The 11,628-nt window shown below is 58.4% G+C and carries 10 protein-coding genes; 1 reads left to right on the forward strand and 9 read right to left on the reverse strand.

All coding sequences use genetic code 11. The features are described from left to right. Positions 1–4: 4 nt before the first annotated feature. The 3 genes from folP to rlmE form a co-directional block, all read right to left on the reverse strand. Entirely contained in the window at positions 5–856 is an 852-nt protein-coding gene (folP, locus tag L1O02_RS26730; RefSeq protein ID WP_108544185.1) for a dihydropteroate synthase, read from the reverse strand. A gap of 8 nt (positions 857–864) precedes the next feature. Next, a complete protein-coding gene (gene ftsH / locus L1O02_RS26735) occupies positions 865–2,769 on the reverse strand; it encodes an ATP-dependent zinc metalloprotease FtsH (protein WP_060837486.1) in 1,905 nt (634 codons plus the stop codon). A 201-nt stretch (positions 2,770–2,970) separates the two neighbouring features. Continuing rightward, complete coding sequence (gene rlmE, locus L1O02_RS26740) at positions 2,971–3,600, reverse strand: 23S rRNA (uridine(2552)-2'-O)-methyltransferase RlmE (RefSeq protein ID WP_016967229.1); 630 nt, start codon at positions 3,598–3,600, stop codon at positions 2,971–2,973. Between the two features lie 105 nt (positions 3,601–3,705). Between rlmE and L1O02_RS26745 the strand changes: the two genes are divergently transcribed. Next, the gene (locus tag L1O02_RS26745) at positions 3,706–4,014 is read left to right on the forward strand and encodes a YhbY family RNA-binding protein (protein ID WP_007920867.1); all 309 of its coding nucleotides are present in this window, start codon (positions 3,706–3,708) and stop codon (positions 4,012–4,014) included. A 12-nt stretch (positions 4,015–4,026) separates the two neighbouring features. Here the strand turns inward: L1O02_RS26745 and L1O02_RS26750 are convergent, their stop codons facing one another. The 6 genes from L1O02_RS26750 to dnaJ form a co-directional block, all read right to left on the reverse strand. After that, positions 4,027–4,431 (reverse strand): hypothetical protein, encoded by a 405-nt coding sequence (locus L1O02_RS26750; RefSeq protein ID WP_060837485.1) that lies wholly within the window; start codon positions 4,429–4,431, stop codon positions 4,027–4,029. Between the two features lie 28 nt (positions 4,432–4,459). After that, positions 4,460–4,936, reverse strand: coding sequence for a transcription elongation factor GreA (greA, locus tag L1O02_RS26755; protein ID WP_060837484.1), 477 nt, complete (start codon positions 4,934–4,936; stop codon positions 4,460–4,462). After that, positions 4,929–8,153 (reverse strand): carbamoyl-phosphate synthase large subunit, encoded by a 3,225-nt coding sequence (gene carB, locus L1O02_RS26760; RefSeq protein ID WP_108544172.1) that lies wholly within the window; start codon positions 8,151–8,153, stop codon positions 4,929–4,931. The genes greA and carB overlap by 8 nt, the downstream gene beginning before the upstream one ends. Before the next feature lie 130 nt (positions 8,154–8,283). Next, positions 8,284–9,420, reverse strand: a complete 1,137-nt coding sequence (gene carA, locus L1O02_RS26765; RefSeq protein WP_235759000.1) for a glutamine-hydrolyzing carbamoyl-phosphate synthase small subunit — start codon at positions 9,418–9,420, stop codon at positions 8,284–8,286. Positions 9,421–9,676: 256 nt separating this feature from the next. After that, the gene (gene dapB / locus L1O02_RS26770; RefSeq protein WP_060842454.1) at positions 9,677–10,483 is read right to left on the reverse strand and encodes a 4-hydroxy-tetrahydrodipicolinate reductase; all 807 of its coding nucleotides are present in this window, start codon (positions 10,481–10,483) and stop codon (positions 9,677–9,679) included. 10 nt (positions 10,484–10,493) lie between these two features. Then, positions 10,494–11,618 carry a molecular chaperone DnaJ gene (gene dnaJ, locus L1O02_RS26775; protein ID WP_016967224.1) on the reverse strand — a complete coding sequence of 375 codons (1,125 nt, stop codon included), beginning with the start codon at positions 11,616–11,618 and terminating at the stop codon, positions 10,494–10,496. Between the last annotated feature and the right edge of the window lie 10 nt (positions 11,619–11,628).

Genomic DNA, 11,628 nt, shown 5'->3' on the forward strand with positions numbered 1-11,628 from the left:
ATTCTTATTCGGCGGATTCCACTGCCGCAATCATTCGCACCACATCCACCGTTTCGGCAACATCATGGACGCGGATAATCTTCGCGCCCTTGGTCACCGCCAGTGCCGCAAGTGCCAGACTGCCGTGCAATCGCTCGGCTACAGGTCGATTCAGGGACTGACCAATCATGCTTTTGCGCGACACCCCAACCAGCAGGGGGCGCCCAAGGGCATGCAAGGTCTCCATATGCTTGAACAGACTCAAATTGTGCTGCAGGGTCTTGGCAAAACCAAAGCCCGGGTCAAGGACAATGCGCTCAGCCTCGATCCCCGCCGACGCACACGCGGCCATCCGCTCAAGCAGAAACTCACTCACCTCCCGAGCGACATCCTCGTAGTGCGGGTTGTCCTGCATGTCGCCAGGCTCACCGAGCATATGCATCAGGCATACAGGCAAACCTGTAGCGGCCGCCGCATCCAGGGCACCATCACGGCGCAATGCGCGCACATCATTGATCAACCCCGCTCCCTGGCGAGCAGTTTCGCGCATGACAGCCGGCGTTGAGGTATCAACGGAAATAACCACATCCAGCTCGCGATTAATTCGCTCCACGACCGGGGCCACACGCTCCAACTCTTCCAGAGGCGATACCGCACGGGCACCTGGCCGCGTCGACTCGCCGCCGATATCGATCAGCGTAGCACCAGCCAGGACCATGGCCTCGGCATGCCGCAAGGCGACATCCAGCTGGCTGAAGCGACCGCCATCAGAGAAGGAATCGGGGGTTACATTGAGAATGCCCATGACATGCACACGGGCCAAATCAAGAACCCGGTTGCCGCAAGGCAGCCGGGTGGAGGAAGGAACAGAAGTCATTTAAAACCTTAGTGGTCGGCAGCAGGGCCGCCGATGGGTGTTTCCGGACGTTCGTTTTGCACCACTGGAGGAGTAGTGCCCGAACCGCCCTCCCAATCACGAGGTTCACGCGGCGTGCGCCCGGCCATGATGTCGTCAATCTGATCAGCATCGATGGTTTCGTACTTCATCAAGGCGTCTGCCATGGCGTCCAGCTTGTCGCGGTTGTCGGTCAGGATCTGCTTGGCAGTGCCGTAGCACTGATCAATGATGCTGCGCACTTCAGAGTCGATCAGCTTCGCCGTTTCAGCGGACAAGCTGGCGTGCTGGCTGCCTGCACTACGACCCAGGAATACTTCGCCCTCTTCTTCCGCATACATCAACGGACCGAGCTTTTCGGACAACCCCCACTTGGTGACCATGTTCCGGGCAATCTGACTGGCGCGCATGATGTCGTTGGATGCACCGGTGGTCACACCGTCAAAACCAAGAGTCATCTCTTCTGCGATACGGCCACCATAGAGCGAGCAGATCTGGCTGATCAGGGCCCGCTTGGACAGGCTGTAGCGGTCTTCTTCCGGCAGGAACATGGTGACGCCCAACGCCCGACCGCGAGGAATGATCGAGACTTTGTAGACCGGATCATGCTCAGGCACGACTCGACCGACAATGGCGTGGCCAGCTTCGTGATAAGCGGTGTTCTGCTTTTCTTTCTCGGACATGACCATGGATTTGCGCTCAGCGCCCATCATGATCTTGTCCTTGGCCAGCTCAAACTCTTTCATTTCGACAATACGCTTACCGGTACGCGCCGCGAACAGCGAGGCCTCGTTCACCAGGTTCGCCAAGTCCGCACCGGAGAAGCCCGGAGTACCGCGCGCGATCACTGCCGGAGCGACATCTTCGCCCATTGGCACTTTGCGCATGTGAACCTTGAGAATCTGCTCACGACCGCGAATATCCGGCAGCCCCACCACCACTTGACGGTCGAAACGACCGGGACGCAGCAGCGCCGGGTCGAGTACGTCTGGACGGTTGGTAGCGGCAATCACAATGATGCCGTCGTTCATTTCAAAGCCATCCATCTCAACCAGCAATTGGTTGAGGGTTTGCTCACGCTCATCATGACCGCCGCCCATGCCGGCACCACGGTGACGACCGACAGCGTCGATCTCATCGATGAAAATGATGCATGGCGCATGTTTTTTGGCCTGTTCGAACATATCGCGAACACGGCTGGCACCAACACCGACGAACATCTCGACGAAGTCGGAACCGGAAATGGTGAAAAACGGCACCTTGGCTTCGCCGGCAATGGCCTTGGCCAGCAGGGTCTTACCGGTACCCGGAGGACCGACCATCAGCACGCCGCGAGGAATACGACCACCCAAACGCTGAAACTTGCCTGGATCACGCAGGAACTCAACCAGCTCGCCAACTTCCTCTTTGGCCTCGTCACAACCTGCGACGTCAGCCAGAGTGGTTTTCACTTGATCTTCAGAGAGCAGACGCGCCTTGCTCTTGCCAAAGCTCATCGGCCCACCTTTGCCGCCTGCCCCACCCTGCATTTGCCGCATGAAGAACATGAAGACTGCAATGATCACCAGGATCGGGAAGCTGGCGACCAACAGTTGGGTCCAGATACTTTGCTGCTCAGGTTGTTTGCCTTCGACCACAACATGGTTGTCCACCAAGTCGCCAATCAGGCCGTTGTCCTGAATCGCAGGGCGGATGGTCTTGAAGCTGTCGCCATCGTTGCGCTTGCCGGTAATAACGTAGCCATCAACAGCTACGCGCTCGACCTTGCCATCCTTAACTTGCTGGATGAAGTCGGAATAGTTGAGGGTCTGCGGCTCGTTAGGGCTGGAGAAGTTGTTCATCACCGTCACCAGGACGGCAGCGATGATCAACCACAGGATCAGATTCTTTGCCATGTCGTTCAATTAACTACCCTCTGAAGCAAGCTCCGCTACTGGCGCGCGCTTCGCATGATATTCACCGGCCTAACTTACTACATTACCTACAGCTCTGGCAGGCGCTGTCTGTAACCCTATGTGAAACTTAGACTACACAATATGCGTTTAATCTGACGGGGCGAAATACGAAAATCCTATCACCCCGGTCAAAAACCTTACTCACTCACTACGACCCCGGAAGCCGCGCCCAAGCAGATACTGCTCTCGGGAACGGTCACGAGAGGACGTCGGCTTACGCATCTGTACCTTCTCGAACATCTGCCGAACGCTCTTGTGGTACTCGTCAAAACCTTCACCCTGGAAGATTTTGATCAGAAAATCACCACCTGGACGTAGTACACGGCTGGCAAGGTCCAGCGCCAATTCGCACAAGAACATCGCCCGCGGCATATCCACAGCCGCTAACCCACTCATATTGGGGGCCATATCGGAAATCACAAGGTCGACTTCCGAATTTCCAACAGCCTCGAGAATCTGTGCCAGCACCGCATCCTCGGTGAAGTCCCCTTGAATAAAGGTCACATCGGGAATGCTGTCCATCTCCAGGATATCGGAAGCAATCAGTCGCCCCTGACCACCAATCAGACGACTGGTCACTTGCGACCAGCCACCCGGCGCAGCACCCAGGTCGATAACACTCATGCCAGGACGGATAAGCCGGTCCTTTTCCTGGATCTCCAGTAGCTTGTAGCTGGCACGAGAACGATACCCATCTTTTTGCGCCATTTTGACGAATGGGTCGTTGAAGTGCTCTTTCAGCCAGTTATGGCTTGTCTTGGAACGGGCCACGGGCCACCTCAAAAATAAAACGGGTCGTGATTAACTGGGCGGTCCCGGACTCGCTCGGGTAAACTGGCCGCCGCTTTTTACAAGATCAGACGCAGGGGTCAGATTATGCCGCTCACTCAAGAGCAGAAGAAACAGTACAAATCCATTGGCCACCATCTGAAACCAGTATTGACTGTGGCTGACAACGGTTTGACCGAAGGTGTGCTAGCCGAACTTGAACGCGCCTTGAGCGATCACGAGCTGATCAAGATCAAGCTCAACATCCTTGAGCGCGAGTCGCGCCTGGAAGCCATTGCCGAACTGTGCAAAGCCGGCAAAGCGGATCTGGTGCAAGTTATCGGCAAGATGGCGTTGATCTACCGCAAGAACGCCAAGGTAAACAAGCAATTGTCGAACGTCCATCGTTTCCACTGACGTCGACAAGGGTCAAGGGTGTGCCTGGCGCACCCTTCCACCCCATCCCGGCACTGGCTGCAACACCAATACCAGACCGGAAAACCCCAGAACCAGATAGCTGAACAACTGCCAGCGCTGAGCCTCCGGCAGCAGAATGCGTACAGTGAAATACATCCCGCACGCATACATCGCCATCAACAGCAGTTGCCCCCGAATATCCCGCCATAGACTTTTCAGCCCTTCGGACTGAATCAGTACCGCCGCCTGCAGAATCAGGCATGCCGCCGAAAAACCCACCAACAACGCACTGAGCAAGGTGGAAATTTCTTCGATCAGCAAAGGGGCAAGACCAATCTGCCCCAGGGCGGGAAGCAAGCCGAGATGCAACAACCATAAGCCGCCAACCCACAACATCTGGGTCAGCTGCCAAAGCATGGCGCCCGCTTGCAGCGGGCGCCTTCTTTCAGATGTGACGGACTTCGACAATCTCATACTCGATAACGCCGCCAGGCGTTTTGACCGCCACCACATCACCCTCTTCCTTGGCAATCAAGGCGCGAGCGATCGGCGAACCGACGGAGATTTTACCGAGCTTGATATCAGCCTCGTCCTCACCAACGATCTGGTAGGTGACACTTTCGTCGGTTTCGACGTTAGCGATCTCCACCGTGGTACCAAAAATTACCTTGCCGCTATGAGGGATGGTCGTAACATCAATGACCACCGAGTTCTGCAAGCGGCCTTCGATATCACGGATCCGCGCCTCGACCATACCCTGCTGCTCACGAGCAGCATGGTATTCGGCGTTTTCCTTCAAATCACCCAACTCACGGGCCGTACCGATGTCCTGGCTGAGCTTCGGACGCACGACCTTGGTCAGGTGAGCATGCTCTTCTTCCAGGGCGCGAGCGCCCTGGACGGTCATTGGGTATTTATTCATGCTTCAATCCTGCGTGTAGATCCTGCAAGCGACGCACGGTCTTTTCCGGACCGAACTTCAACGCTTCGCAGATAGCTTCGCCAGCAGCAATGGTGGTAGTGCAGTAGATCTTGTGCTGCAAGGCGTTACGACGAATGGAATACGAGTCAGCGATAGACTGACGACCTTCAGTGGTGTTGATGATCAGGGTGACTTCGTCGTTCTTGATCATATCGACCACATGCGGACGACCTTCAGTCACCTTGTTCACGCGACGTACTTTCAGGCCGGCCGCCTCGATCACCTTGGCGGTGCCTGCCGTCGCAACCACTTCGAAGCCCAAGTTGATCAGATCACGGGCTACGCCTGCAACCAGCGGCTTGTCATCATTACGCACGCTGATAAATGCAGTGCCGCCAGTTGGCAATACTTCGCTGGCGCCCATCTGGGCCTTGGCAAAGGCTTCACCGAAAGTATCGCCCACACCCATCACTTCACCGGTGGACTTCATCTCTGGGCCGAGGATCGGGTCAACACCCGGGAACTTGGCAAAGGGGAACACCGCTTCCTTGACGCTGTAGAAGTTCGGAATGATCTCCTTGGTGAAACCCAGCTCTTTCAGAGTCTTACCCGCCATCACACGGGCAGCGATCATTGCCAGCGAGACACCGATGCACTTGGACACGAAAGGCACGGTACGGGAGGCACGCGGGTTCACCTCGATCACGTAGATCTGCTCACCCTGCAGGGCCAGCTGCACGTTCATCAGACCGACCACACCCAGTTCCAGGGCCATCTTCTTGACCTGCTCACGCATCTCGTCCTGGATGTGCGCCGGCAGCGAGTAAGGCGGCAGCGAGCACGCGGAGTCACCGGAGTGAACACCGGCTTGCTCGATGTGCTGCATGATTGCGCCGATCACCACATCAGTGCCGTCACAAACGGCGTCCACATCCATTTCGATGGCGCAGTTGAGGAAGTGGTCCAGCAGCACCGGGCTGTCGTTGGACACCTGGACCGCTTCGCGCAGGTAGCGCTTGAGCTCTTCTTCCTCATAAACGATTTCCATCGCCCGACCGCCCAGAACGTAGGACGGACGCACCACCAGCGGATAGCCAATCTTGGTCGCGGCACGAATCGCTTCGTCTTCGCTGCGCACGGTGGCGTTTGGTGGCTGACGCAGGTTCAGGCGCTCGACCATCTGCTGGAAACGCTCACGGTCTTCGGCACGGTCAATAGCGTCAGGGCTGGTACCGATGATCGGCACGCCGGCCGCTTCCAGGGCACGAGCCAGCTTCAGCGGAGTCTGGCCGCCGTACTGCACGATCACACCTTTAGGCTTCTCGACGCGGACGATTTCCAGCACGTCTTCTAGGGTCACTGGCTCGAAGTACAGGCGATCAGAGGTGTCGTAGTCAGTGGAAACGGTTTCCGGGTTGCAGTTGACCATGATGGTTTCGTAACCATCGTCGCGCAGCGCCAGCGCAGCATGTACGCAGCAGTAGTCGAACTCGATACCTTGGCCGATACGGTTTGGACCGCCACCCAGGATCATGATCTTGTCGCGGGTCGACGGCGCGGCCTCGCACTCTTCTTCATAAGTCGAGTACAGATAAGCGGTGTCAGTGGCGAACTCGGCAGCGCAGGTGTCGACGCGCTTGTAGACCGGGAACACTTCCAGTTTGTGACGGTGAGTACGCAGGTTTTTCTCGGTCACACCCAGCAGCTTGGCCAGACGCTGATCGGAGAAGCCTTTGCGCTTCAGGCGGAACATCAGATCGCGATCGATGGCCGACAGACCCAGGGTCTTGACCCTCTCTTCTTCCTTGATCAGATCTTCGATCTGCACCAGGAACCAAGGGTCGATCATGTTCATGCCGAAGATCTGCTCGACAGTCATGCCGGCACGGAAGGCATCAGCCACGTACCAGATACGCTCGGCACCCGGCACGGTCAGTTCGCGCTTGAGCACGTTCATGCTTTCCGGATTGCTCAGGTCGAGCTTCGGATCCAGGCCGCAAACGCCCACTTCCAGGCCGCGCAGGGCTTTCTGCAGGGATTCCTGGAAAGTCCGGCCGATGGCCATGACTTCACCAACAGATTTCATCTGGGTGGTCAGGCGTGCGTCGGCCTTGGAGAACTTCTCGAAGGCGAAGCGTGGCAACTTGGTCACGACGTAGTCGATAGACGGCTCGAAGGACGCCGGAGTCTTGCCGCCGGTGATGTCGTTGGACAGCTCATCCAGGGTGTAGCCCACTGCCAGCTTGGCCGCGACCTTGGCGATCGGGAAGCCGGTAGCTTTCGAGGCCAGCGCCGAAGAGCGGGACACCCGCGGGTTCATCTCGATCACGACCATGCGGCCAGTGTTCGGGCAGATGCCGAACTGCACGTTGGAGCCGCCGGTTTCCACGCCAATCTCGCGCAATACCGCCAGGGAGGCGTTACGCAGGATCTGGTATTCCTTGTCGGTCAGGGTCTGCGCCGGAGCCACGGTGATCGAGTCACCGGTGTGCACGCCCATCGGGTCGAAGTTTTCGATGGAGCAGACGATGATGCAGTTGTCCTTCTTATCGCGGACCACTTCCATCTCGTACTCTTTCCAGCCGATCAGCGATTCGTCGATCAGCAGCTCCTTGGTCGGCGACAGGTCCAGACCGCGGGCGCAGATTTCTTCGAACTCTTCACGGTTGTAAGCAATACCGCCGCCGGTGCCGCCCATGGTGAAGGACGGACGGATGATGCAAGGGAAGCCCAGCTTGTCGAGAACCGCATTGGCCTCTTCCATGCTGTGAGCGATACCGGAACGTGGGCACGCCAGGCCGATGGACTTCATCGCGGCGTCGAAGCGCGAACGGTCTTCGGCCTTGTCGATGGTGTCGGCGTTGGCACCGATCATCTCTACGCCAAACTTTTCCAGAACGCCTTCGCGCTCCAGGTCCAGGGCGCAGTTCAGAGCCGTCTGGCCGCCCATGGTTGGCAGCAGCGCGTCCGGACGTTCTTTCTCGATGATCTTGGCAACGGTCTGCCACTTGATCGGCTCGATGTAAGTGGCGTCGGCCATGGCCGGGTCGGTCATGATGGTGGCTGGGTTGGAGTTCACCAGGATGACCCGGTAACCCTCTTCGCGCAGGGCCTTGCAAGCCTGGGCGCCGGAGTAGTCGAATTCGCAGGCCTGGCCGATCACGATCGGGCCAGCGCCAAGAATCAGGATGCTTTTAATGTCTGTACGTTTTGGCATGGGTTGTCACTCAAATCCGCAGGTCAGTCGGCAAGCCGTCTTGAACATTCTCTGAGGCGCCTGAGGGGATTCCGCCGGACTCGCCGGGGCCACCCTCAAGCGCTGCTCGCTACACTTTCAAGGCGAGCGCTTAGCGTCGCTTGGCCATCTCGTTGATGAAGCGGTCGAACAGCGGCGCCACATCGTTCGGGCCCGGGCTGGCTTCAGGGTGGCCCTGGAAGCTGAACGCGCTCTTGTCGGTACGCTCGATACCCTGCAGGGTGCCGTCGAACAGCGACTTGTGGATCGCCCGGACGTTACCCGGCAGCGTGGCTTCATCCACGGCAAAGCCGTGGTTCTGGCTGGTGATCATGACCACGCCGGTATCCAAGTCCTGGACCGGGTGGTTGGCGCCGTGGTGACCATGCCCCATCTTCAGCGTCTTGGCGCCGGAGGCCAGGGCCAGCAGCTGGTGCCCCAGGCAGATGCCGAATACCGGAATCTCGGTATCGAGGATCTCCTTGATCGCCTTGATGGCGTAGTCGCAAGGCTCGGGATCGCCAGGGCCGTTGGACAGGAACACGCCATCTGGATTGAGAGCCAGCACGTCGCTCGCCGGCGTCTGGGCAGGCACCACGGTCACGCGGCAGCCACGCTCGACCAGCATGCGCAGAATGTTCAGCTTGACCCCGTAATCGTAGGCAACCACGTGGTACGGCAGGTCAGCGGCTTCGAGGGTGGCGTGGCTGTCGGTCTTCAGATCCCAGACAGTGGAACGCCACTCGTAGCTTTGCTTGGTGCTGACGACTTTCGCCAGGTCCATGCCTTTGAGGCCCGGGAAGGCGCGGGCTGCGGCAATCGCCGCTTCTTCGGAGATGTTTTCACCGGCCATGATGCAGCCGTTCTGCGCACCTTTCTCACGCAGGATGCGCGTCAGGCGACGGGTGTCGATACCGGCGATCGCCACCACATTGTTGGCTTTCAGGTAATCGGACAGGGACAGGGTGTTACGCCAGTTGCTGGCCACCAGCGGCAGATCACGAATGACCAGGCCGGCCGACCAGACGCGGTCGGACTCGGCATCTTCCGGCGTGGTGCCGGTGTTGCCAATGTGGGGATAAGTCAGGGTAACGATTTGCTGGGCGTAGGAAGGATCGGTAAGGATTTCCTGATAGCCGGTCATTGCGGTGTTGAACACCACCTCACCAACGGTTTGACCGTCGGCTCCAATGGCTTCGCCACGAAAAATGCTGCCATCAGCAAGGGCGAGTATGGCTGGCTTAGTCAAGAAGACCTCCCGTAAATAGAGCCTGAAAGGGCGATCGCAGGTTGCAAAAAAGCGGAATGACGTATAGACACGTCACCCCGCTTCTTCGTCGAATTATCTGCGCGCTTTTAGTGGACACACTAAAGCTGTAGCTTACAGAAAAAGGCTTTTTCGGTCCACCGCTAATGAGCCCTAAAGGCAGAGGAATGCGACAGAACATCGCCTAGCGGTGCGAAGCGGGGTTGAAAGACAACCTCAACCCCACTTCAGATGCTTCTCAACGCAGATCAAGCACATCCTGCATGTCGTAAAGACCGGCCTCGCGACCATCCAGCCAGAGGGCAGCACGCACCGCTCCCTTGGCAAACGTCATGCGACTGGACGCCTTGTGAGTGATCTCCAGACGCTCGCCCTCGGTGGCAAACAACACGGTGTGATCCCCCACCACATCGCCGCCGCGCACAGTGGCAAAGCCAATGGTTTCCCGCTCACGCGCACCGGTATGACCTTCGCGACCATAAACCGCAACCTGCTGCAGATCACGCCCCAAGGCATTGGCGATCACCTCACCCATGCGCAGGGCCGTGCCCGACGGCGCATCGATCTTGTGTCGGTGATGGGCTTCGATGATTTCGATGTCCGCGTCATCACCCAGGACCCGCGCTGCCATATCCAGCAGTTTCAGCGACAGGTTGACCCCGACACTGAAGTTGGCGGCGAAGACGATGGGAATATCCTTGCTCGCCTCGACCAGCAACTGCTTTTCCTTGGCCCCAAGACCGGTGGTACCAATCACCATGGCCTTGCCCGCCTTGCGGCAGAACGCCAGGTTCTTGAGCATCACTTCCGGCAAGGTGAAGTCGATCAGCACATCGAACTCATCAACGACTTTTTCCAGGCTGTCGGACATTGGCACGCCAAGACGCCCAAGAGACGCCAGCTCACCCGCATCCGCACCGACCAGCGAACTGCCCGGCCGAACGATCGCGGCCGTCAGGCCGGAGAGCGGCGAACGCAGCTGCACGGCCTCGACCAAAGTCTTGCCCATGCGCCCTGCGGCACCCATCACAGCTATACGTCGCATGCCCTACTCCTTACAGGTCGCCGAAGAAGCGCTTGACGCCCTCGAACCAGCCAGTGGTTTTCGGCGAGTGAGAGTTATCGCCATCCAGCGAACCACGCAGCTCTTCCAGCAATTCCCGCTGGCGACGACTCAGATTCACCGGCGTCTCTACCGCAACCCGACACATCAGGTCGCCAGCACCGCCACCACGCACAGGAGCAACACCCTTGCCGCGAATCCGGAACTGCTTGCCAGTCTGAGTCCCCTCGGGAATCTTCAGCTTGACCCGACCATCCAGGGTCGGAATCTCCAGCTCGCCGCCCAACGCCGCATCGACGAAACTGATAGGCACTTCGCAGAACAGATGCTTGCCGTCGCGCTGGAAGATCGCGTGCTCACGCACATTGATCACCACATAGAGGTCGCCGGTCGGACCACCCTGGGTCCCCGCCTCACCTTCACCGGAAAGACGAATACGATCCCCGGTATCGACACCGGCCGGCACCTTGACCGACAGCGTCTTGTACTCTTCGACACGACCTTCGCCGCGGCACGAATCGCACGGATCGGAAATGATCTTGCCCTGGCCATGGCAACGCGGGCAGGTCTGCTGCACCGAGAAGAAGCCCTGCTGCATGCGCACCTGACCAATGCCGCCGCAAGTCGGGCAAGTCACAGGTGACGAGCCTTTCTTGGCGCCCGAACCATCGCACGGCTTGCAATTGACCAGCGTCGGCACACGGATATTTACCGTGGTGCCACGCACCGCCTCTTCCAGATTCAGTTCCAGGGTGTAACGCAGATCGCTGCCGCGCTGCGCGCCGCCGCGGGAACCACCGCGACCACCACCGAAGAAATCACTGAACACATCACCGAAGATATCGGAGAAATTCTGACCACCGAAACCGGCACCGCCGCCACCCATGCTCGGGTCGACACCGGCATGACCGTACTGGTCATACGCTGCACGCTTACTGGAATCGGACAGCACTTCGTAGGCCTCGTTGGCCTCCTTGAACATATCCTCCGACGCTTTGTCGCCGGGATTACGATCCGGGTGATGCTTCATCGCCAGGCGGCGGTAAGCCTTTTTCAGCTCCGCTTCGCTGGAGCCGCGCTCCACACCCAACACTTCGTAATAGTCACGCTTTGCCATAAGTCTTTGC

The sequence above is a fragment of the Pseudomonas sp. BC42 genome (assembly GCF_021560055.1).
GTDB lineage: Bacteria > Pseudomonadota > Gammaproteobacteria > Pseudomonadales > Pseudomonadaceae > Aquipseudomonas.

Coding starts and splice junctions, on each gene's coding strand:
- L1O02_RS26745 (WP_007920867.1), top strand. CDS start 3,706: ATGCCGCTCACTCAAGAGCAGAAGAAACAGTACAAATCCATTGGCCAC.
- carB (WP_108544172.1), bottom strand. CDS start 8,153: ATGCCAAAACGTACAGACATTAAAAGCATCCTGATTCTTGGCGCTGGC.
- dnaJ (WP_016967224.1), bottom strand. CDS start 11,618: ATGGCAAAGCGTGACTATTACGAAGTGTTGGGTGTGGAGCGCGGCTCC.
- L1O02_RS26750 (WP_060837485.1), bottom strand. CDS start 4,431: ATGCTTTGGCAGCTGACCCAGATGTTGTGGGTTGGCGGCTTATGGTTG.
- dapB (WP_060842454.1), bottom strand. CDS start 10,483: ATGCGACGTATAGCTGTGATGGGTGCCGCAGGGCGCATGGGCAAGACT.
- greA (WP_060837484.1), bottom strand. CDS start 4,936: ATGAATAAATACCCAATGACCGTCCAGGGCGCTCGCGCCCTGGAAGAA.
- folP (WP_108544185.1), bottom strand. CDS start 856: ATGACTTCTGTTCCTTCCTCCACCCGGCTGCCTTGCGGCAACCGGGTT.
- ftsH (WP_060837486.1), bottom strand. CDS start 2,769: ATGGCAAAGAATCTGATCCTGTGGTTGATCATCGCTGCCGTCCTGGTG.